Below are 21,967 nucleotides of genomic sequence, written 5' to 3' on the forward strand. Positions count from 1 at the left end.
GAGGATAGGCGCCGCGGGCGTGTCGTCAGTCCGCCGTCAAACCCGTCGGTATGGTGCCCGAGCCCAGATTGCTGAGCAGGCCCAGGTTCGCGGTTCCCGGGTTGAAACCGGTGCCGGCGGTCGGTGAGTTGAGCAGGCTCGCGCTGAAGTCCGCCGAAGCCGAACTGCTCGGCACGGTATGGGCGAATCCGGTGCCGGGGGTGTCGGTCAGCCAGGACCCGATGTGGCCGCCGGTGTGATCGAGACTGGCCAGTGTGTTGATGTGGTGCGCCAGGCTTCCGGTGCCCGAGTGGGGTCCGAAGATCAGGTCGCCGTTGTTGAATTGCACGCCGAGGTTCTGCATGACCTGCTGCCAGGGCGCCAGCTGTTCGGCGGCCGCCGAGGCGTCGGCGTGATAGCCGGACATCGCTGCCACGTCGGTGGCCCACATCTGTTCGTAGGCGGACTCGATGTCCATGATCGTGGGGGCGTTTTGGCCCAGGTGGTTCTGCGAAGCCAGCGCCCGCACCAACGCGCGGTTGGCCGTCACCACCGCCGGCTGCACCGTGGCCGACAGCGCCGTCTCGAAGGCGCCCGCGATGGCCGAGGCCTGGCTGGAAGTCGCCTCGGCCTGGGCGGCCGCCGCCTTGAGCCAGCTCACGTATTGGGTCGCGACGGCCAGCATCGCCGACGCCGAGGGACCCTGCCACGAACCGTTGGCCAGATCGGAGGCCACGGAGAAAAACGAGGACGCGGACGAGGCCAGGTTCTCGGCAAGCCCATCCCAGGCTTCCGCGGCAGCATGCAGCGGCGCCGATCCAGGACCGGCGTAAAGGAGGGCCGAATTGATCTCTGGCGGCAACCACGCGTAATGCGGGCTCGTCACTGCAATAACTTAACCGGGACAGGGCCTTCTTCGTGGCGTTATGGCGTGGGCGCGGGCGCTGTTTGGCGGCCGCGGACCAGCTTGCCGGGACGCGCGTCGGTGGGTTTGCCGTTTTCGGCGATCACTTCACCGGACACGATCGTGGCCACATACCCGTCCGCGGTCTGGTCCAGTCGACGCCCTCCGGCGGGCAGGTCATAGGTGATCACCGGCTTGTGCAGGCGCAGCCCGGCGTGGTCGATCACGTTGAGATCGGCCTTGTACCCCACCGCGATTCGCCCGCGATCGGCCAGCCCGGCGACCCGGGCCGGTACCGACGTCAGCTCGCGGACGGCCTCGGAAACCGTGAACCGTCCGGACGCCCGGTCCCGCGCCCAGTGCGCCAGGAAGAACGTCGAGTAACTGGCGTCGCAGATCATGCCGTAGTGGGCGCCGCCGTCGCCCAGGCCGAGCACCACGTCGTCGCGGTGCAGCAGCTCGCCGACCGTGTTCAGCGAGTTGCGCTCCATATTGCTGGTCGCGACCAGCAGCATGGCACGGCCGTCGTCGTCGAGCAGCCGGTCGTAGGCCTCCTCCATCGGGTGCACGCCGCGGGCCCTGGCCCGGGCCCCGATGCTGTCCGCCGGGTCCGGCTCGTAGTTGGGGTGCTCGCCGAGCGGGAAGATCCAGTCCCACATTTGCGCGACGTAGAGGATCGGGTGCCCGTGGCCCGGCTTGTCGGCCAGGATGCGGGCGCGGACCTCGGGCTTGCGCATCTCGGCGACCCGCTCGGCCAGTGGCAGATGCGCGATCTCCTGGTAGCTGGGGTAGAGCACGAACGGGTTGGCGGTCAGTTGCAGCCCGATGATCAACCCGATCGGGCGGGGCAGCAGCTGCGCGGTGATATCGCCGCCGGCGGCGTTCGCCTTCTCGATCATGTTGATCGCGTCGGGCCACGTCGGATCCCCGGCGTTGGCGACGACGAGGGTGAAGGTGACCGGCAAGCCGACCTCCTCGGCGACGTCGAACACCGTCTGCAGCACCGGCTGGTAGCCGCCGGCCGGAATATCGGGCACGAACTGCAGCAGCCCGCCACCGCCGTCGACGACGCCCTTGGCGATCTCCTCGATCTCCTCGCGGGCGGCTTCGTAACTCGGTATGGGCGAACCACTTTCGGTCTTGTGGATGGTCAGCCGCGACGACGCGAAGCCCAGCGCCCCGACTTCCATGGCCTCCTTGGCCAGCGCCCGCATCTTGGCCAGGTCGTCGGGGGTGGCGGCTTCGCGGTCGGCGCCGCGCTGGCCCATCACGTAGACGCGCAGCGGCGAATGTGGCAGGTAGGCCGCCACATCGATGTCGCGGCGGCCCGCTTCCAGCGCGTCGAGGTATTCGGGGAAGGTCTCCCAGGTCCACGGCAGGCCGTCGGTCATCACCACGCCCGGGATGTCTTCCACCCCGGCCATCACGTCGACGAGGACGTCGTGGTCTTCCTGGCGGCAGGGCGCGAACCCGACGCCGCAGTTGCCCATCACCACGGTGGTCACTCCGTGCGCCGAGGACGGCGTCAGGCGCTCCGACCAGATGGACTGACCGTCGTAGTGCGTGTGCAGGTCGACGAATCCCGGCGTGATCAGCAGGCCGGTCGCGTCGATCTCGCGTACGGCGCTGTCGCCGTTCACCGACCCGACGGCCGTGATGACGCCGCCGGTCACCCCGACGTCGCCGACGTAGGGCTCACCCCCCAGCCCGTCGACGATGGTGCCATTGCGAATCAGCAGGTCGTAGCTCACCTGATCAATCTACGACCGTGCCCCGAGTCGTGCCACGACCAATCCGGGATCGACTACGCGGGTATTGACTGCGCGATCCGCACGGCAACAACGTCTGAGCGGGCTAGCACGGAGGTCCGTAGTGTCGTCGGTATGTCAGATGCCGACGCCGCCGCCCGCGAGTTACTGCGCGATGCCTTCACCCGGTTGATCGAACACGTCGACGAGCTCACCGATGGACTGACCGATGAAGTGTCCAACTACCGGCCCACCCCGGACGCCAACTCCATTGCCTGGCTGATCTGGCACAGCGCCCGGGTGCAGGACATCCAGCTGGCCCACGTCGCCGGTGTCGAGGAGGTCTGGACCCGCGACGGCTGGGTGGACCGCTTCGCGCTGGATCTGCCGCGCCGGGACACCGGTTACGGCCACGGCGCCGCGGAGGTGGCGAGGGTGCGCGCGCCTGCCGAGTTGCTGTCCGGCTACTACCACGCGGTGCACAAGCTCTCGTGTGAGTACATCGCTAGCGTCACCGCCGACGAGTTGGCCCGCGTCGTCGACAGCAACTGGGATCCGCCGGTGACGGCCAGCGCCCGGTTGGTGAGCATCATCGACGACTGCGCCCAGCACCTCGGGCAAGCCGCGTACGTGCGGGGCATCGCGCCGTAGATTGACGGCGTGCGATTCCTCGCGACGCTGACGCTGTGGCTGGCCACCACGATTGCGCTGGCGGTGGCCGTCGGCGGGGCGTGGGTGCAGCTCAACCTCGTCGACGAGAACGGCTACGCGGCGGTGGCCCAGAAAGCGGCGGGGGACCCCGCCCCGCAGTCCGCGATGGCCGGGGAGCTCACCAGCCGGACGATGACGCTGATCGCCGAGCATGGCGGTGGACGCACTCCGGTGGACAGCGCGCAGGTGCGCGACGCGGCCGGCACCTACACCGCCGGTCCGTCCTTCCCGCCGATGTTCGCGACGGCGAACCGGGCGGCGCACCGCTGGCTGTTCGCCGATGCGGGGTCCGATGATTCCTGGACGGTCGACGTGGCACCGATGCTCAACGACCCTGCGTTTCGGCAGATTTTGAGCGAGCACAACGTGTCGGTGCCCGCCACGCTGACCGTTCCGCTGACGGCGTCGGTGCCCCACTCGCTGCGGCAGGGAGAGCTGAGCCGGGTGGGCGCGTGGGGCAGGTGGGCGAGAGCTTGGGGGCGGTGGCACTGTGCGGGCTGTTGGCACTGCTGACGCTGCTGGCCGCCCGGCGCCGCGGCAAGGCGCTGACCGGTCTGGGTGTCTCGGCGCTGCTGGTCGGCGCGGCCGGGTGGGTCGGCATGGAGGTCGGTGCTCGCTACGTCAACGACGCGCTCAATCGCACCAGCGGCGACATCCGCCAGGTCGCCGATGTCATGGTGCGCACCGCCGAAACCGGGATGCGGGTCTGGCTGAACCTGACGTTGGCCGCCGGCGCGGGGCTGGTCGTGGTCGGCGTGATCGTCGCCGTGCTCGGCAGCCTGGTGAAGAAGGCCTAGCTCAGCGGCAAGGTCGCCAATATCGGGCTGGTGGGCTGGGGTGAGCCCGAGCCGGGTTCGACGGTGAAGGCCAGGGCCGTCGACTTGCCGAGGTTGGTCAGCGTCGCTGTCGTCGAGGGCGAGACGGCCGCGGTGCCCATCGTCCCCGCCGACGTCGGGCCCTTGGAGTCGATCAACCACATCTGGTAGACGGTGCCCGGACTGGGCGGCGGCACGTTGTTCATCACCAGCACTCCGGCGCCGCGATCGCGGGAGAACACCACCGTGGCCGTCCCGTTGGCCAGCGGGCGCGAAACCGTCCGCACGTCGGGGGCCGCCATCACCTGCTCGGCCACCGACTGCGTCGGCGTCGGGCGTAACAGCGTCTGCAGGCCGAATGCGGTCAGGGCCGCCACGATCGCCGCCGCGACCGATATCAATGCCGTGGTGCGCCAACGGTTTCGGCGCTTCGCCAGACTTGGGGTGGCCAGGGCCAGCACGGCGGACCGCAGATGCGCGGGCGGTTCGGCGACGGTGGAAGCCGAGACGACGGCCATCGTCTCGCGCACGGCGCGGACTTCCTCGGCGAAAGCCGACGCGACCGGCGCCGGTGCGGCCGCGAGGCGCGAGTCGATGTCCGCGCGCTCCGCGTCGGAGACCGCGTGCAGGGCGTACGGAGTCGCCAGCTCGAGCAGCTCGAAATCAGTGGGTTCGGTCACGGCACGTCCAGGCAGTTACGCAGCCCGCGCAGGGCGTCGCGGATGCGCGATTTGATCGTCGACAAATTGGCGGCCAGACGTTGCGCCACCTCCGTGTACGTCAGTCCGCCGTAGTACGCCAGCTCGATGCACTGCCGCTGCGCATCGGTCAGCCCGCCCAGGCAGTCGGCCACCCGGCGGCGCTCGTCGCCGGCGATCGCCGAGTCGGCGACCACGTCATGGTCGGTGTCGACGTTGGCCGCGCCGTAGCGCGATTCACGGCGACTGCCGGCCTGCTCGGCGCGCACCCGGTCGATCGCGCGCCGGTGCGCCATGGTCAGCAGCCAGGACAGGGCGGAGCCGCGGGCCGGGTCGTAGTCCGAGGCCGAACGCCACACCTCGAGATAGATCTCCTGCGTCGTTTCCTCGCTGTAGCCGGCGTCGCGCAGCACCCGGATCACCAGCCCGAACACCCTGCTCTTGGTCAGGTCGTAGACGGCGGCGAAGGCGTGGGTGTCTCCCCGCGCGACTTCAGGCAGCAACTCGTCCAGGTTGCTGCTCAGCTGCGGAAGTCCGGTCATTGTCAGGTAGCCTATCGCTGTTCACCTGGCCGCCTCGGCGACGGCTATCGACGTGCTGGTCTCGGCGGTCTCGGGACAAAACACGCGGTCCTTTGCTGATATTCCGCGAAGCCCGGCCGGCCGGTCATCAATTTCTCGGTCAGCCGGACCCCGGTCACATAGACCAGGAAGTAGGTCATCAGCAGCGGTGAGCCGACTGTCGCCAGCGACCACCAGCCGGTGATGGTGATCAGCCACAGACCCCACCACACGGCGGCGTCGCCGAAGTAATTGGGGTGACGCGTCCACGCCCACAGGCCGCGGTCCATCACCACACCGCGATTGGCCGGATCGGCCTTGAAGATCCGCAGCTGCCGGTCTCCGACCGCTTCGAAGGCGACGCCGACCAGCCACACCACCACACCGAACACCGGGACGGCGATCAGCGCTCTCGGGGTGGGCCCGGTCACCGCCGACAGCTGCAGCGGGAAGGAGACGAACCAGGTGATCAACGCCTGCAGCAGAAAAACTTTGCGCGCCACCTGCCCGGGCGTGGCATCGCCCAGCATGGCGGCATAGCGCGGATCCTCACCCTTACCGGCGGTCTTGCGGTGGATGTGCCAGCTCAGCCGCACGCCCCAGATCGTCACCAGCGCCAGCAGCAGCCAGCGCCGGACCGGGTCACCTTGGCCGAGCGCCGCGGCGACGGCGGCGATCCCGACGAAGCCGATACCCCAGGCCACGTCGACGACGTTGTAGCGGCCGATGCGTTTGCCGATGGTGAAGGTGACCGAATGCACCACGGCCAGAACCGCAACCGAGGCGCCGCACACCTGGGCCAAGTTCTGTACGAAGCTCACCTCACTCATCAGCACCCCTCGCGCGCGAACGTCCACTGGTAGACGTTCAAGTATCCCGATCGAAAGCCCGCCTCCGAATACGCCAGATACAGCTCCCACATGCGCTGGAACACGTCGTCGAAGTCCATCTGCGCCAATCGGTCTTGCCGCTGCAGGAAGCGCTCCCGCCACAGCCGCAGCGTCTCGGCGTAGTGCGGGCGCAACGAGGTCATGTCGACCGTGCGTAAACCGGTGCGGCGCTCGGTGATTGCGGAGATGGCCTGGGTGGACGGCAACAGTCCACCCGGGAAGATGTACTTCTGGATCCAGGTTCGCGTGTTGCGGCTGGCCATCATCCGCGAGTGCGGCATCGTGATCGCCTGGATCGCAACGCGGCCGCCCAGTCGCACCAGCCGTTCGAGGGTGGTGAAATACCGCTGCCACGCATGGAATCCCACCGCTTCGATCATCTCGACCGACACCACCGCGTCGTAAACTCCGTCAACGTCCCGGTAGTCGCAGAGGTCGATCGTCACCTTGTCGGTCAGCCCCGCCGCGGCAACCCGAAGCCGCGCCAGCTGCTGCTGCTCGACCGACAGGGTCAGCGAGCGGATCTCGGCTCCGCGGGTGGCCGCGCGGATGCACAGCTCGCCCCAACCGGTGCCGATTTCGAGCACCCGGCTGCCCCGGTGAACTCCGGCGAGGTCGAGCAGCCGATCGATCTTGCGCTCTTGCGCGGCAGCCAGATCCGACGCCGACGCCGGCAACCGGTCGAACAGTGCGCAGGAGTACGTCATGGTCTCGTCGAGGAATTCGGCGAACAGGTCGTTGGACAGGTCGTAGTGCTCGGCGATATTGCGCCGGGTGCGATCCCGGCTGGCACTCCACCACCGCGGTCGGAAGGCCGGCCCGATCGGACGCAGCCATTGCAGCGAGCGCGGCACCAATTCGTCGACCGAGCCGGCGAACACCGTAAGCATCCCGCTGAGGTCGTCCGACGACCATTCTCCTGCCATGTAGGACTCGCCGAAGCCGATCAGGCCGTAGCGCCCGATCCGGCGCGCCATCGCTTGCGGTTGGTGGACAATCAAACTCGGCACCGTCGGGTCGGCGGCACCGACCACCGTGCCGTCCGGGTAGGCCACCCGCAGCGGGAGCCGAGCGGCCGCGCGTCGCAGCAGCCGGTCGGCGGCGGCGGCAGAGGCCGCGCTCAGCGGCGCGGACGGCACCTTCGCGATTGCCGGCCAACGTTCGGAATCGATTGCGGCCGAGGGTTTTCGGATGGTTGATACGGTCATCGCCGTACCAACGGAACTCGACGTAACCACAGTGTGATCCCCTGAATTCGGATACGGACGGCCACCACCAGCGGCGCCAGCGGCGAAATGAGTTGCATGATCGCGACCTGCCCGGCGCTCGCCGGCCGCCGCTGCCCGTGCATGTTGGCCACGAACGCGGGCTGGCGGTCGCGGCGCAGTTCGATGGTGATGTTGACTTCGTCGTCTGGCCGCGGTGCTCGCACCAGGTAGTAGCCGTCCACCGCATTGAACGGCGAGACATAGAACTTCTTCTCGGTGACCACCGGCACGTCGGCCGGGGGCAGCAGGTAGGCGTGGCGCTCGCCGTAGGTGTTGTGCACCTCGGCGATCACATGGCGCAGTTGGCCGTCGCGGTCGTGGCACCAGAAGACGCTCAGCGGGTTGAAGACATACCCGAGCACGCGCGCCTGCAGTAGCGCGGTGACCCGACCTTCGGGCGCGGCCATTCCTCGGTCGGCGAAGAAGGCACCGAGCCGGTCGCGCAACGAGCCCGGCTGCCCCGCGGCGAAGTGATCCGAGGCGCGGAACCGGGCGAACGGGCGCAGCCACCAGGGCAGCCGCGGCAACTCGTCGACGTCGACATACCAGCTGTAGCTGCGGTATTCGAACGAATGGCGCACCGGGGCCTGTCGCGAATGACGGATCGTGGTGCGGTAGATCGCCGGTGTCAGCATCGGGCCACCGCGTCGCACTGATTCGCCGTCGGCCAGTCGGCACCGAGGCGCCGCGCCGCGGCCAGCCCCGAGGCGGCGCCGTCCTCGTGGAAGCCCCAGCCGTGGTATGCGCCCGCGAAGACCAGCCGATCGTCGTCCAGTGTGGGCAACAATGCTTGTGCCGCAACCGATTCCGGCGTGTACAGGGGATGGCTGTAGGTCATTTCGGCGATCACCGACGCCGGATCGACGCGGTCGTGACCGCCCAGTGTCACCAGGTACCGGCGGTCACCGTCCAGCCGCATGAGTCTGCTGACGTCATAGCTGACCACGACATGGTCCTTCCCGGGGGTAACCAGGTAGTTCCATGATGCGCGCGCACGGCGATTCCGCGGTAGCACCGATTCGTCGGTGTGCAGCTGCGCCCGATTGGTCGAGTACGGAATCGCGCCCAGCACCGCGCGCTCCCAGGGGGTCGGATCGTCGAGCAACAGCAGCGCCTGGTCGGGATGCACGGCGACGACGGCCGCGTCGAACAGCCGCGGCGGGTGGTCGCCCGCCTGCAGCCGCACGCCGTCGCGCACCCGGCGCAGGGAGTTCACCGGCGTCCCGGTCGACACCTCGGCGAGCCGCGCGGCGATGGCCTGTACGTAGTGCGCCGAACCCCCGGTCACGGTGCGCCAGGTGGGCGAGCCGAACACCGACAGCATGCCGTGGTGGTCGAGGAAGACGAACAGATAGCGCGCCGGGTAGCGCAGGGCGTCGTCGCCGGCACACGACCACACCGCCGCGACCAGCGGGGTGATGAAAAAGTCGATGAAATACGACGAGAAGCGGTGCCGGCGCAGGAAGGATTCCAGCGTCTCCAGTTCCTCCGGCTCGGTGCTGTCATCGCGCAGCAGCAGCGCGGCGGCGCGATGGAATCGGGTGATCTCGGCGAGCATGCGCAGGTGGCGGGGCCGCAGCGACTGTTTGCACGCGAACAATCCGCTGAGGCCCAGGGCGCCGGCGTATTCGAGCCCGATCTCGTCGGCGCGCACCGACATCGACATCTCCGAGGGCTGGGTAGCCACGCCCAGCTCGCCCAGCAGCCGGCCCAGCGTCGGGTAGGTCCGGTCGTTGTGCACCAGAAAAGCCGAGTCGACGCCGATCACCCGGTCGCCGTCGTCCAGGAAATGGGTGTGCGCGTGGCCCCCGAGCCGTACGTCGGCTTCATACAACGTGACGCGGTCGCGGCCGGACAGCAGGTAGGCGGCGGTCAGGCCGGCCACGCCGCTGCCGACGACGGCAACCGACCGTGCGGGTGAGGAGTCCACGACTCTCATTCGTAGCCACGCAGCTGGCGGATGGGCTGCTTCGTGCTTACGGATGTCTAGCCGAAAGTGAACGAAAACACCTGCAAGCCCCTGCTCACTTGCAGGTCGAATTGATCGCGGTGGGCACCGCCATCGGACACGATCTCGTGCAGCGTGGGGACGCCGCTGATCGGTGTGGCGGTGGATTTCCCGTCGCGGGTCATCGTGATGGTTCCGGTGCCGCCGACGACGACGAAGACGTTCTTGGCGGTGTAGTTCAGCCGGATCGCGGCGTCGTCGCTTTCGGCGGTGATGCCCTGGTCGTCGAGGGTCCACCGGCCGCGCAGGGCGAATTTGTCGTTAGCCAGCTGCGGCGGGAAGCTGAACCCGGTGGTGCCCGCCTGGTAGCTGCCGTCACCGCCGTAGGTGGTGGCTTTGTCGGGCGCCAGGTAGGTCTCGGGGGTCAGGTTGGTCTTGGGGGTGGTGTCGGCCCCGTTGACCGGCGGGGGCAGCGCGACATTCGGATTGGCGTCTACCAGCAGTTGGCGGATCAGCTTCTCGGTGCCGTCGTAGTCACCTTCGCCGAACTTGGTGTGCCGCAGCGTTCCGTTCCCGTCGATCAGGTATTCGGCCGGCCAGTACATGTTGTTGAAGGCGTTCCAGGTCGCGTAGTCGTTGTCCATCGCGATCGGGTAGTCGATGTGCAAGCCGGCCGCACCGCTGGCCACGTTGCCGGGAACCCGTTCGAAGGCGTACTCGGGGGTGTGCACCCCGATGACCACCAATCCGCTGTCGCGATACCGGTTGTACCAATCGACGACGTGCGGGATGGCGCGTTGGCAGTTGATGCAGGAGTAGGCCCAGAAGTCGATCAGCACCACCTTGCCCCGCACCGAGGCGGAATCGAGCGGTTTGCCGCCCGGGGTGTTGAGCCATCCGGTGATGCCGGTGATAGCCGGCGCCTGCCCGCACTGTTGCAGCTCGGTAGCGCCGTCGGCGCAGTTGGTGGGCAGCCCGTTGCTGGTGTTGCCCTGATTCAGTTCCAGCACGCTACCCGTGGTGGTCCCCGGTGGGCGGCTCGGAACCAAAGACCGTTGGATGTCGTTGGCGCCCAAGCGATTTTGCATCGCAGTCGTGTAGTCGGGTACGGCGCGCTGCAGCAGTGCGGGCAGGTTGAACACCAGCGCCACCGCCAGCACGATCATCATGATTCCGCCGGCGACCTGAATCTGGCGCTGATGACGGCGGAAAGCGGTAACCCGTTGCGCGACTTGCCGTCCGGCCAGCGCGAAAGCCAACAGCGGTATCGCGTTGCCGAGCGCGAACGTCGCGGTCAGCACGAACGTGGCCGGTCCCAGCGATGTCGTGCCGCCGGCCACCACGATCGCGGCCAGCACCGGCCCCGCGCAGGGTACATACAGGGCACCCAACGTCAGTCCCAGGCCGAAACCATCAGTGCTGCCGCTGTTTTGGCGTTGCGGTAGGAAGGTGAACGGCCGTTCGATCAGGTGTTGAAGCGGCGGGAAGATCAATCCCAGGCCGATCAGAGTGAGCACCACCAGGGCGGTCCACCGGATGGCGTCCTGCGGCAGGTGCAGTGCCGACAGCAGTGCGGAGCCGATCAGGGTGGCCAGGCTGAAGCTGCACACCAGGCCCGCGATCACCAGGTAGGGACGCATGGCCGAACTCAAACCGCGACTGCGGGCTTTGCCACTGCCGCCGTCCATGCCGGACAGAAAAATCACCGGAAGCACGGGCAGGATGCATGGCGAGATGCCGGTGATCAGGCCACCGAGTAGACCGATGAGCGCAATTGTGTGCATACGAGTTATTCGAGGCGGCGGAGGTTACGGACGGGATACAAGACGCTGACGACTCTCCACGGTAACCGCCCTGAAAAACACGTTATGTGCGTTATACAAATCACATGCTGTGCGTTACGCTCGGCCGGTGGCGCAACTCACGTTTCAGCGCGCCCGCACGGCAGAGAACAAGCGCCGGCGTGCGGCCGCACTCGTCGAGGCCGCACGCTCCCTGGCGCGCGAGACCGGTGTCGCGTCGGTGACGCTCACCGCCGTCGCCGGTCGCGCCGGCATTCACTACTCGGCGGTGCGCCGCTACTTCACTTCGCACAAAGAAGTCCTGCTCCATCTCGCCGCCGAGGGGTGGGTGCGATGGTCGGACACGGTGTGCGCGGAGCTGGCCGAGCCGGGCCCCATGTCGCCGGCGCGGGTGGCCGAAACGTTGGCCAACGGGCTGGCGGCCGATCCACTGTTCTGCGACCTGCTCGCCAACCTGCACCTCCACCTCGAACATGAGGTGGAGGTGGAGCGGGTGGTCGACATCCGGCGAACGATCTCGGCCGCCGCGGTCGCCCTCGCCGACGCCATCGAGCGCGCGCTGCCCAAGCTCGGCCGCTCGGGAGCGTTCGACAGCTTGATCGCCGCCTATTCGTTGGCGGCCGCCTTCTGGCAGATCGCCAACCCGCCGGAGCGGCTCACCGATGCCTACGCCGACCAGCCGGAGGCCGTGCCGCCCGAGGAGTGGAATATCGAATTCGGCCCCGCTCTCACCCGGGTACTCACCGCCACTTGCATCGGCCTTCTCGCTGAATCGCCATGACCAGCAAGCGAATTGGGATCGAACTCGGGGCCGGCGCAGTGTCGGCGAACCTGGAGCGGCCCGACGCGCGCCGGAGGCCGGCTAACGCACTCGGACGGGCGGTCGGTCGCTCGGTGAGCAGGAGGTGAGTGGGTGGCAAAGGCGCCTGTTGCCAATGCGGTGCGACGACTGTGGATCGTTCTCGTCATCGCGGTCGTGATCGCGGTCGCGGCCTTCTGCGTCCTTCGCCTGCGCTCTTTCTTCGGCAATCACGACACCTCGGGGATCGGCAGCAGCAGCCTGGACGACATCAAGCCGTTCAACCCCAAGCACGTGGTCTACAAGGTGTACGGGTCGGGGAGCACCGCCAATATCAACTACCTGGACATCAACGCCCAGCCGCGGCGCATCGACAACGTGCCACTGCCCTGGACGCTCTCGGTCACCACCACGCTCCCGTCGGTGAGCGTCAACGTGGTCGCGCAAACCGACGGAGGCCAGATCGGCTGCCAGATCATCGTGAATGACGTAGTCAAGGACGAAAGGTCGGTCACCGGAGTGAACGCCGAAACCTTTTGCATAGTGAAGTCCGCATGACCGACAACCAGGCCGCCGGGCTTCCCCACATGCCGCTGTTTGCGCGGTCGGTGTACAGATTCGCGCCCGTGATCGTCGTGGGCTGGGTAGCGCTGGTGGTGTGCCTGTCCATGTTCGTGCCCGACCTGGAAACGGTCGGCAAGCAACACACGGTGCCGATGAGCCCGAAAGAGGCGGCATCGATGCAGGCGACGCAGCGCGTCGGCAAGGTCTTCAACGAATTCACCAGCGACAGCGCGATCATGATTCTGCTGGAGGGCGACAAGCCGCTCGGTGACGACGCGCACCGCTTCTACGACCAGCTGATCAAGAACCTCGAAGCCGACACGACGCACGTCGAGCACGTCCAGGACTTCTGGGGCGATCCTCTGACGGCGGCCGGCTCCCAGAGCTCGGACGGCAAGGCCGCCTACGTGCAGGTGTATCTGCGGGGTAATCAGGGCGAGACCAAGGCCAACGAGTCCGTCCGATCGGTTCGCCAGCTGGTGGACTCGACGCCACCGCCGCCCGGGGTGAAGGCGTATGTGACCGGTGCGGCGGCCCTGACCGCGGATCAGTCGGCGGCCGGTGACAAGGGCGTCATCCTGGTCACCCTGCTCACGTTCGCCGTGATCATCGTGATGTTGCTGTGGGTGTACCGCTCGGTCATCACCATGTTCATCACGCTGGTGATGGTGGTGCTCGAGCTGTTCGCGGCGCGCCAGGTGGTCGCGTTCCTGGCGCATAACGAGATCATCGGCCTGTCAACCTTCGCGGTGAACCTGCTGGTGTTGATGGTGATCGCGGCGAGTACCGACTACGCCATCTTCGTACTGGGCCGGTATCAGGAGGCACGATCGCTCGGCGAGGACCGAGAACAGGCCTTCTACACCATGTTCCACGGGACCGCGCACGTCGTGCTGGGGTCCGGTCTGACCATCGCCGGCGCGATGTATTGCCTCAGCTTCACCCGCCTTCCGTATTTCCAGAGCCTCGGCGTCCCGTGCGCGGTGGGCACGCTGGTCGCCGTGCTCGCCGCACTCACGCTCGGCCCGGCCATATTGGCGGTGGGCAGCCGCAGCCGCTTCCACCTGTTCGACCCCAAGCGCACGATGCGGACCCAGGGCTGGCGGCGCGTGGGCACCGCGATCGTCCGGTGGCCGGGGCCGATCCTGGGGGTCTCGATCGGCATCGCGCTCATCGGCCTGCTGGCGCTGCCCGGGTACAAGACCAATTACGACAACCGCCAGTACCTGCCGCCGAGCACGAAGGCGGTCGTCGGATACGAAGCCGCGGAGCGGCACTTCTCCAATGCCCGGATGAACCCGGAACTGCTGTTGATCGAGACCGATCACGACATGCGGAATCCGGCAAACATGTTGGTACTGGACCGAATTGCCCGGGGCGTCTTCCATATCCCCGGCGTCGCCCGCGTCCAGACGATCACCAGGCCGCTGGGGGCGCCGATCGAGCACACGTCGATCCCGTTCCAGATCAGCATGCAGAACACGACGCAGGTCGAGAACCAGGAGTACATGAAGAAGCGGATGGCCGACATGCTCACGCAGGCCGACGCGATGCAGATGTCCATCGACACGATGCAGCGGATGTACGACATCACATCGAAGATGGCCGCCGTGACTCACCACATGGACGGCCTCACGCACGAAATGCTGGACGTCACAAGCAATATGCGGGACGAGATCGCCAACTTCGATGACTTCTTCCGACCGATCCGCAGCTACTTCTATTGGGAGAAGCACTGTTTCGACATTCCGGTTTGCTGGTCGCTGCGATCCATCCTGGACGCCCTCGACGGCCTGGATCAGATCGTCGAAAAATTCCAGTACCTGTCGAATGACATCGGTCAGCTGGATGCGTTGCTGCCGCAGATGCTGGCGCAGATGCCGCCGATGATCGCCACGATGTCGACGATGAAGCAGATGATGCTGACGATGCACAGCTCGATGAACTCGATGTACGACCAGATGGACGTGATGAGCCAGAACTCGACGGCGATGGGTCAGGCGTTCGACGCGGCCAAGAACGACGACTCCTTCTACATTCCGCCGGAGGTTTTCGACAACCCCGACTTCAAGCGCGGCCTGAAGATGTTCCTGTCGCCCGACGGGCACGCCGCCCGTTTCATCATTTCCCATGACGTCGCTCCGGCGACGCCCGAAGGCATTTCGCACGTCGACCCGATCAAGTTGGCGGCCAAGGAAGCGATCAAGGGGACGCCACTGGAGGGGTCCAAGATCTGGCTGGGCGGCACGGCCGCGGTCTATAAGGACATGCGAGACGGGTCCAAGTACGACCTGATGATCGCCGGGATATCGGCGGCCAGCCTGATCCTGATCATTATGCTGATCATCACCCGCAGCCTCGTCGCCGCGATCACCATCGTGGGCACCGTGCTGCTTTCGTTGGGAGCCTCCTTCGGCCTCTCGGTGCTTGTCTGGCAGGACATCTTGGGCATCCAACTGCACTGGATGGTGCTGGCGATGTCGGTCATCCTGCTGCTGGCCGTCGGATCCGACTACAACCTGCTGCTGGTATCCCGATTCAAAGAGGAGATCCACGCGGGGTTGAAGACCGGAATCATCCGGTCGATGGCCGGCACCGGTGCGGTGGTGACGTCGGCCGGTCTGGTGTTCGCCGCCACGATGGCGACATTCGCGATCAGCCCGCTACGCGTGATGGGGCAGGTCGGAACCACCATTGCCCTGGGCCTGTTGTTCGACACCCTGATCGTGCGGTCGTTCATGATGCCGTCGGTCGCGGCGTTGATGGGGCGCTGGTTCTGGTGGCCGACGCAGGTGCGCACCCGCCCGGCCAGTCAGATGCTGCGGCCCTACGGGCCTCGCCCGGCGGTCCGCAAACTGCTCGATGCGCCCGTGCTGGTGCCCGGCAACGGCGGCTCACCCAACGGGGAGGCGGCCACTACGGATCGCTTCCCCGCGCACTACTGACGGACTACAGCGCAACCACTTGCGGCAGCACGTCGTTGGTCTCTTCCACCGACTCGCCGCAGGTGCGGCAGTGCGGGCTCGCATAGCGGCGAAGCCGGCCGACCTTTACCCGCGCCTCGGGCTCGATGTGCTGTCCGCGCACCACGCACAGCATGTCGACGATCAGCCCGGCTTCGCGGGCGTGCACGTGCACGATGCGGGTGGTCGGCGCGTCGGAGTCGCCGATGACATCACGCCAGTCGAGGGCTGCGGCGGGGATCGTGGCTGGGGTCGCGGTGCGCATGGCCCCAACTATTCCCGGTGCGCTGGTCACCAAACATCCACCGAACGGCCCGACAACGGCTGATTCTGTTGTCCCCCGATCGGGGGACAAAAAGCAATTAACCCCGGGCCGGGCCCGGGGTTAATCGGTGAGTGCGGGGGGTTACGCCCAGTTCCAGACCGACATGTCGCCGGGCGGGTACTGGTTGCAGATGTCGGTCGACTTGGCGACGACACCCTTGTTGTTGAAGAAGATCTTCATGTGGTTGGGCCAGGCCACCCACAGCGGGTCGGAGACCGGCGCGTAGAAGTTCTCGGAGTAGCCGCGACGGTCCTGCGGCGCCAACGAGTAGAACCAGTGCGCCTTGTCGATCGTCGCCTGCTGGACGTTCGGGTGGTTGTTGAAGTCGATCATGTACCGCTGGTAGTACACCGGGCTGGTGTCCCGGGTGGCGGCCAGGATCTGCTCGGCGTCACACGTGGTGTTGATCATCCGGCGGGGGATCGGGAAGTCCTCCGTGGAGTCCGCCGACGCGGTCGCCGGGACGGTCACAGCGGCCATCCCCATTGCAAAGAACATGGCGCCTGCTCGCAGGCACGAACTCAGCCGAGACATAGCTGTAACGGTAGCACTTCGGGCATCCTGCGGGCGAGTCTTGGCCGACTTTTTAGTCCAGCTTATTAGCCATCGCTATCAGGGACGATGACGTGCGAGGGATCGGGCCGCAGGTCAGGCGGGGCCTGGCTGTAGTCGCCGAACGGGCCGTCGCGGTGCTGCACCGCGGCCCGGACGCCCTCGCTCTGCGCGGTGTTGATGAAGCCGAGCGCGTCGGGCGTATTGCGCATCAGGCCGTCCAGGATGCCGCCCAGCGTTTGGGTGGAGGCCAGTCCCATGTTCTCGTAGGCCTGGTTGACGATCATTTTCTGCGCCTGCAGCTGCGACAGCGGGATGTGTGCCAGCTCGGCGGCGATCTGCGCGACCCGGGCTTCGAGGCGGTCGAACGGCACCGCCTCGTTGATCAGCTCGATCTCGGCGGCCTGGACGCCGGACAGCGGCCGGCCGGTCAGCGAATGCCACTTGGCCTTGGCCAGGCTCAGCCGGTAGAGCCACATGCCGGTCAGGTACGCCCCCCACATCCGGCTGTAGGGAGTGCCGATGACGGCGTCTTCACTGGCGATGATGATGTCGGCGCACAGCGCGTAGTCGCTCGCCCCGCCGACACACCAGCCGTGCACCTGAGCGATCACCGGCTTGGACGCCCGCCAGATCGCCATGAACTTCTGCGTGGGCCCGGTCGCACGGGCGCTGACCATCGCGAAGTCCTTACCCGGATCCCACTTCCCGTCGGTCATCATCGACTCGCCCCAGTGCTGGAATCCGCCGCCGAAGTCGTAGCCACCGGAGAACGCGCGGCCGGCGCCGCGCAGCACGATGACCTTGACACCCGTATCCCGCTCGGCGAGGCCGATGGCGGCCTCGATCTCGTCGGGCATCGGCGGCACGATCGTGTTGAGGTGCTCGGGGCGGTTCAGCGTGATGGTCGCGACCGGACCGGACGTCCTGTACAGCAGGGTCTCGAAGTCGGGCTGGGTATCTGACATAGGCCCCAGTGTGGGCTAGTGGTCCTCGACGGGCGGGTCGGGTTCGCGATTTTCCGGAGTCGACGCGTAGATCTGGTCGCCGATCTTCAGGTAGGGCGTGGTGAAATAGGCGGTGCTCAGCACGAGGGTGGAGAAGATCAGTGTCGTGATGACGGCGTTCGGCCACAGCTGTCCGGTCCCGAAGCCGAAAAGGACGATGCCGAGAGCCGAGGTCCCCCAGTAGAAGTACCGGGCCTTGCGGCGTTGCGAGATGAATCGAAATCGTGCCTGCGCCCACCCCGCGATGATCAGGATCAGACCAGCAATGACCATGCCGAATTCGATGATGTCGAGGATCTTCACGGTTGGCCTCCCAGCGTGCGCCATAGGAACGAATAACTCAGGGCCGATTTGAAGGCGGCTTGCTCATTGTCCGCCGCACCGGCGTGCCCGCCCTCGATGTTCTCGTACAACCAAACCCGGTGGCCCGCGGCCTGCAGTGCCGCGACCATCTTGCGGGCGTGGCCGGGATGCACCCGGTCGTCACGCGTCGACGTGGTGAACAGCACCTGAGGGTAATCACGTGTCGCCGAAATGTTCTGGTACGGAGAGTATTCAGAGATGAATTCCCAGTCGTCCGGGTTGTCGGGGTCGCCGTATTCGGCCACCCATGACGCGCCGGCCAGCAGCAGGTGATAGCGCTTCATGTCCAGCAGCGGCACATCGCAGACCAACGCGCCGAATTTCTCCGGGTATTTGGTCAGCATGATGCCCATCAGCAGGCCGCCGTTGCTGCCGCCCTGGGCGCCCAGCTGCGCGACGCTGGTGAGGCCGCGGTTCACCAAATCGTCTGCCACCGCGGCGAAATCCTCGTCGACCCGGTGCCGGTTTTCGCGCATCGCCTGGGTATGCCAGCGTGGCCCGTACTCGCCGCCGCCGCGAATGTTGGCCATCACGTAGGTGCCGCCGCGAGCCAGCCACAGCCGGCCCAACACCCCGCTGTACCCGGGCGTCCTGGAGGATTCGAAACCGCCGTAACCGCTCAGCAGGGTGGGACCGGGGCCTTCGATCGCGCGTGATCGCACCACGAAGTACGGGATCCTTGTCCCGTCGTTCGACGGCACGAAATACTGCTGCACGTCCAGGTTTTCGGCATCGAAGAATGCCGGCGCGGACTTGATCTGCTCGAGCTCCCCGTCGCCGGTGCCGCGCAGCAGCCGCGACGGCATATCGAATCCACTTGAATCCAAGAAGAATTCGTCGCCGGTGTCGTCGGCGGCCGCGATCACCGTGTTGGTTGCCGGCGGGATTCCGGCGATCGTTTCGCGCCGCCAGGTGCCGGGTGTGACGATTTCGACCCGGCTGGCGACGTCGGCCAACGTGACCAGTAACAGCCGGTCGCGGGTCCACGCCGTCTGGTGCAGGCAGGTGTGCTCGTCTGGTTCGAAGACCACCTGCACATCGGCTGTGCCGGCGAGGAATTCGTCGTAACCGGCGGCCAGCAGCGAGCCGGCGCGATAGGTGGCGGCGCCGAGCGTCCAATCGCTGCGCAGCTCGATCAACAGCCATTCACGGTGGATCGACGTGCTCGCGTCGGTGGGCACGTCGATGCGGATCAGCTCCGATCCGCGTATTTCGTAGAGCTCCGAATTCCAGAAGTCGATGGAACGGCCCGCGAAGCTGCGCTCGAAGCCCGGCGTCCGGTCGGCGTTCGCCCCGGCGCTGACGTCCGTGCGCGTGCCGGAGAAGATCGTCTCGGCCTCGCTCAACGGGGTGCCGCGATGCCATCGCTTCACGATGCGCGGGTATCCGGATTCGGTCAGCGAATCGGGACCGAAGTCCGTGCCGACCAGCACCGTATCCGGGTCGGCCCAGCCGATCTGCGACTTGGCTTCCGGCAGTGCGAAACCGTCGGGGATGAATTGGCGTGTGCGCATGTCGAATTCGCGCACGATCACCGCGTCCGAGCCGCCGGGGGAGAGATTGACCAGGGCGCGGGTGAACTCGGGTTCGATGACCGTGGCGCCCGCCCACACCCACTTCTCGTCGTCCGCGCAGCCGAGCTCGTCGACATCGATCAGCACGTCCCATTCGGGGGAGTCGCCGCGGTAGCTGTCCAGCGTGGTGCGCCGCCAGAGCCCGCGCGGGTTGGCGGCGTCGCGCCAGAAGTTGTAGAGGTAGTCGCCGCGGCGGCGCACATAGGGGATGCGGGCGTCGGTGTCGAGCACCTCCAGCGCCTCGGCGCGCATCCGTTCGAAGTCCGCCTCGTACCGGCCCCCGCAGAACTGCGCCAGCGTCGGCTTGTTGCGCGCGCGCACCCAATCCAGTGCCTCTTCGCCGGTGACGTCCTCGAGCCACAGATACGGGTCGTCGGAGCCGTGATCTGTCGCTGTCATGCAAGCCCTGTCATGGAAGCCATTGTGGTCCCAGCGGTAATGTGAGCTGTATTACAGGTGAAGCAGAACGGGAGTCGAGCTGATGACTGTCTTCGCACGCCCGGGTTCCAGCGGGGCCCTGATGTCGTATGAATCGCGGTACGACAACTTCATCGGGGGTGAGTGGGTCGCCCCCGCCAAGGGTCTCTACTTCGAGAACCCGACGCCGGTGACCGGCCAAACCTTCTGCGAAGTGGCGCGGTCCGACGAGGCCGACATCGACAAGGCGCTCGACGCCGCCCACGCGGCCGCCCCGGCATGGGGCAAGACGTCACCGGCCGAGCGGGCCGCGGTGCTGAGCAAGATCGCGGATCGCATTGAAGCGAACAAGGATTCGTTGGCAGTCGCCGAAGTCTGGGAGAACGGCAAGCCGATCCGCGAGACGCTGGCCGCCGACATCCCGCTGGCCGCCGATCATTTCCGGTATTTCGCCGCCGCGATTCGCGCCCAGGAGGGCTCGCTGTCACAGATCGACGAAGACACCGTGGCCTACCACTTCCACGAGCCGCTCGGCGTCGTCGGCCAGATCATCCCGTGGAACTTCCCGATCCTGATGGGCGCCTGGAAGCTGGCGCCGGCGCTGGCCGCCGGCAACACGGTGGTGCTCAAGCCCGCCGAGCAGACACCGGCGTCGATCCTCTACCTGATGTCGCTGATCGCCGACCTGATCCCGCCGGGTGTGCTCAACATCGTCAGCGGCTTCGGCGTCGAGGCCGGCAAGCCGCTGGCGTCCAGCGACCGCATCGCCAAGGTCTCGTTCACCGGGGAGACCACCACCGGGCGTCTGATCATGCAGTACGCATCGCAGAACCTGATCCCGGTCACGCTGGAGCTCGGCGGCAAGAGCCCGAACATTTTCTTCTCCGACGTGATGGCCGCCAACGACAATTTCCAGGACAAGGCTCTCGAGGGCTTCACAATGTTCGCCCTGAACCAGGGCGAGGTGTGCACCTGCCCGTCGCGCAGCCTGATCCAGTCCGACATTCACGACGAGTTCCTGGAGCTGGCCGCGATCCGGACCAAGGCGGTGCGGCAGGGCGACCCGCTGGACACCGAGACCATGATCGGTTCGCAGGCCTCCAACGATCAGCTGGAGAAAATCCTGTCCTACGTCGAGATCGGCAAGGGGGAGGGCGCCAAGGTCATCACCGGCGGTGAGCGTGCCGAGCTCGGCGGCGATCTGTCCGGCGGCTACTACATGCAGCCGACGATCTTCTCGGGCAACAACACGATGCGCGTCTTCCAGGAGGAGATCTTCGGGCCGGTGGTGACGGTGACGTCGTTCGCCGATTTCGACGACGCGATGAGGATCGCCAACGACACCCTCTACGGTCTGGGTGCCGGGGTGTGGAGCCGCGACGGCAACACGGCCTACCGCGCCGGCCGCGAGATCAAGGCCGGCCGGGTGTGGGTCAACTGCTACCACATGTACCCGCCGCACTCGGCGTTCGGCGGTTATAAGCAATCCGGGTTCGGCCGCGAGACCCACCAGATGGCGCTCGACCACTACCAGCAGACCAAGAACCTGTTGGTGTCCTACGCCGATAAGGCGCAGGGCTTCTTCTGATGCGCGCCACGGCGGCCCCAGCAGGTGTCGTCATCACCGAGGCCGCCGCCGAACTGCTGGTTCGGCTGCAGCAGCGGCACGGGCCGGTGATGTTCCACCAGTCCGGCGGCTGCTGTGACGGGTCGTCACCGATGTGCTACCCGCGTGGCGACTTCCTCGTCGGCGACCGCGACGTGCTGCTCGGCGTCCTCGACGTGGGCGCCGACGGCGTCGCGGTGTGGATCTCGGGCCCGCAGTACGCGGCCTGGAAACACACCCAGCTGGTCATCGATGTCGTGCCCGGCCGCGGCGGCGGATTCAGCCTGGAGGCACCCGAGGGTGTGCGGTTTCTCAGTCGCGGCCGCGTCTTCACCGACGAGGAGAAAGCCCAGCTCGGCGCCGTCCCGGTGATCACCGGCGCCGCCTATGAGCGCGGCGAGCGCCCGTCGGCTCGGGGCCCGGTGATTGACGAAGCCGTGCCGGAAACGTGCCCGCCTCGTAGTCCGTGACTCA

Annotated in this window: 20 protein-coding genes and 1 pseudogene; 7 read left to right on the forward strand and 14 right to left on the reverse strand. The window is 66.8% G+C overall.

Going from position 1 to position 21,967, the window contains the following annotated elements:
• Positions 1–25: 25 nt before the first annotated feature.
• Positions 26–865, reverse strand: a complete 840-nt coding sequence (locus MAAFP003_RS03245) for a PPE family protein (RefSeq protein WP_096284400.1) — start codon at positions 863–865, stop codon at positions 26–28.
• 38 nt (positions 866–903) lie between these two features.
• Positions 904–2,634 carry an N-acyl-D-amino-acid deacylase family protein gene (locus MAAFP003_RS03250; protein WP_096284402.1) on the reverse strand — a complete coding sequence of 577 codons (1,731 nt, stop codon included), beginning with the start codon at positions 2,632–2,634 and terminating at the stop codon, positions 904–906.
• Positions 2,635–2,766: 132 nt separating this feature from the next.
• Here MAAFP003_RS03250 and MAAFP003_RS03255 point away from each other — a divergent pair, with 132 nt between their 5' ends.
• Both MAAFP003_RS03255 and MAAFP003_RS03260 read left to right on the forward strand, forming a co-directional pair.
• The gene (locus tag MAAFP003_RS03255) at positions 2,767–3,282 is read left to right on the forward strand and encodes a mycothiol transferase (protein WP_096284404.1); all 516 of its coding nucleotides are present in this window, start codon (positions 2,767–2,769) and stop codon (positions 3,280–3,282) included.
• Positions 3,283–3,291: 9 nt separating this feature from the next.
• Positions 3,292–4,139: pseudogene (locus MAAFP003_RS03260) on the forward strand (hypothetical protein).
• On the opposite strand, the gene MAAFP003_RS03265 reads toward MAAFP003_RS03260, so the two are convergent.
• From MAAFP003_RS03265 to MAAFP003_RS03295, 7 genes are read right to left on the reverse strand one after another with little or no spacing between them, the layout of a single operon-like run.
• Positions 4,136–4,837, reverse strand: a complete 702-nt coding sequence (locus tag MAAFP003_RS03265; RefSeq protein ID WP_096284406.1) for an anti-sigma factor — start codon at positions 4,835–4,837, stop codon at positions 4,136–4,138. The pseudogene MAAFP003_RS03260 and the gene MAAFP003_RS03265 overlap by 4 nt on opposite strands.
• Entirely contained in the window at positions 4,834–5,397 is a 564-nt protein-coding gene (locus MAAFP003_RS03270) for a sigma-70 family RNA polymerase sigma factor (protein ID WP_096284408.1), read from the reverse strand. Before MAAFP003_RS03270 ends, MAAFP003_RS03265 begins: the two co-directional genes overlap by 4 nt.
• Positions 5,398–5,441: 44 nt before the next feature.
• Entirely contained in the window at positions 5,442–6,245 is an 804-nt protein-coding gene (locus MAAFP003_RS03275) for a DUF1295 domain-containing protein (RefSeq protein ID WP_096290844.1), read from the reverse strand.
• Positions 6,245–7,513, reverse strand: a complete 1,269-nt coding sequence (locus MAAFP003_RS03280) for a class I SAM-dependent methyltransferase (RefSeq protein ID WP_096284410.1) — start codon at positions 7,511–7,513, stop codon at positions 6,245–6,247. Before MAAFP003_RS03280 ends, MAAFP003_RS03275 begins: the two co-directional genes overlap by 1 nt.
• A complete protein-coding gene (locus MAAFP003_RS03285; RefSeq protein ID WP_096290845.1) occupies positions 7,510–8,208 on the reverse strand; it encodes a DUF1365 domain-containing protein in 699 nt (232 codons plus the stop codon). Before MAAFP003_RS03285 ends, MAAFP003_RS03280 begins: the two co-directional genes overlap by 4 nt.
• A complete protein-coding gene (locus MAAFP003_RS03290) occupies positions 8,202–9,512 on the reverse strand; it encodes an NAD(P)/FAD-dependent oxidoreductase (RefSeq protein WP_096284412.1) in 1,311 nt (436 codons plus the stop codon). The genes MAAFP003_RS03285 and MAAFP003_RS03290 overlap by 7 nt, the downstream gene beginning before the upstream one ends.
• Positions 9,513–9,559: 47 nt before the next feature.
• A complete protein-coding gene (locus MAAFP003_RS03295) occupies positions 9,560–11,305 on the reverse strand; it encodes a cytochrome c biogenesis protein DipZ (RefSeq protein ID WP_096284414.1) in 1,746 nt (581 codons plus the stop codon).
• A 109-nt stretch (positions 11,306–11,414) separates the two neighbouring features.
• Here MAAFP003_RS03295 and MAAFP003_RS03300 point away from each other — a divergent pair, with 109 nt between their 5' ends.
• The 3 genes from MAAFP003_RS03300 (at position 11,415) to MAAFP003_RS03310 (ending at position 15,631) form a co-directional block, all read left to right on the forward strand.
• The gene (locus MAAFP003_RS03300) at positions 11,415–12,104 is read left to right on the forward strand and encodes a TetR/AcrR family transcriptional regulator (RefSeq protein WP_096284416.1); all 690 of its coding nucleotides are present in this window, start codon (positions 11,415–11,417) and stop codon (positions 12,102–12,104) included.
• 132 nt (positions 12,105–12,236) lie between these two features.
• Positions 12,237–12,680 carry an MmpS family transport accessory protein gene (locus MAAFP003_RS03305; RefSeq protein ID WP_243393753.1) on the forward strand — a complete coding sequence of 148 codons (444 nt, stop codon included), beginning with the start codon at positions 12,237–12,239 and terminating at the stop codon, positions 12,678–12,680.
• Positions 12,677–15,631: an MMPL/RND family transporter gene (locus tag MAAFP003_RS03310; protein WP_096284419.1), complete on the forward strand. Its 2,955-nt coding sequence runs from the start codon at positions 12,677–12,679 to the stop codon at positions 15,629–15,631. The genes MAAFP003_RS03305 and MAAFP003_RS03310 overlap by 4 nt, the downstream gene beginning before the upstream one ends.
• 4 nt (positions 15,632–15,635) lie before the next feature.
• Here MAAFP003_RS03310 and MAAFP003_RS03315 read toward each other — a convergent pair whose 3' ends face one another.
• The 5 genes from MAAFP003_RS03315 to MAAFP003_RS03335 form a co-directional block, all read right to left on the reverse strand.
• The gene (locus MAAFP003_RS03315; protein ID WP_096284421.1) at positions 15,636–15,914 is read right to left on the reverse strand and encodes a hypothetical protein; all 279 of its coding nucleotides are present in this window, start codon (positions 15,912–15,914) and stop codon (positions 15,636–15,638) included.
• A 141-nt stretch (positions 15,915–16,055) separates the two neighbouring features.
• Entirely contained in the window at positions 16,056–16,508 is a 453-nt protein-coding gene (locus tag MAAFP003_RS03320; protein WP_096284423.1) for a DUF5078 domain-containing protein, read from the reverse strand.
• Between the two features lie 65 nt (positions 16,509–16,573).
• Positions 16,574–17,494 (reverse strand): crotonase/enoyl-CoA hydratase family protein, encoded by a 921-nt coding sequence (locus MAAFP003_RS03325; protein ID WP_096284424.1) that lies wholly within the window; start codon positions 17,492–17,494, stop codon positions 16,574–16,576.
• A gap of 15 nt (positions 17,495–17,509) precedes the next feature.
• The gene (locus tag MAAFP003_RS03330; RefSeq protein ID WP_243393754.1) at positions 17,510–17,836 is read right to left on the reverse strand and encodes a hypothetical protein; all 327 of its coding nucleotides are present in this window, start codon (positions 17,834–17,836) and stop codon (positions 17,510–17,512) included.
• A complete protein-coding gene (locus MAAFP003_RS03335; RefSeq protein WP_096284428.1) occupies positions 17,833–19,869 on the reverse strand; it encodes a prolyl oligopeptidase family serine peptidase in 2,037 nt (678 codons plus the stop codon). Before MAAFP003_RS03335 ends, MAAFP003_RS03330 begins: the two co-directional genes overlap by 4 nt.
• 82 nt (positions 19,870–19,951) lie before the next feature.
• Between MAAFP003_RS03335 and exaC the strand changes: the two genes are divergently transcribed.
• On the forward strand, positions 19,952–21,475 hold the full coding sequence (gene exaC, locus MAAFP003_RS03340) for an acetaldehyde dehydrogenase ExaC (RefSeq protein ID WP_096284430.1): 1,524 nt from the start codon (positions 19,952–19,954) through the stop codon (positions 21,473–21,475).
• Positions 21,475–21,963, forward strand: coding sequence for a DUF779 domain-containing protein (locus MAAFP003_RS03345; RefSeq protein ID WP_096284432.1), 489 nt, complete (start codon positions 21,475–21,477; stop codon positions 21,961–21,963). Before exaC ends, MAAFP003_RS03345 begins: the two co-directional genes overlap by 1 nt.
• Positions 21,964–21,967 lie beyond the last annotated feature (4 nt).

Origin of the sequence: Mycobacterium ahvazicum (assembly GCF_900176255.2) — a bacterium.
Classification (GTDB): Bacteria; Actinomycetota; Actinomycetes; order Mycobacteriales; family Mycobacteriaceae; genus Mycobacterium; species Mycobacterium ahvazicum.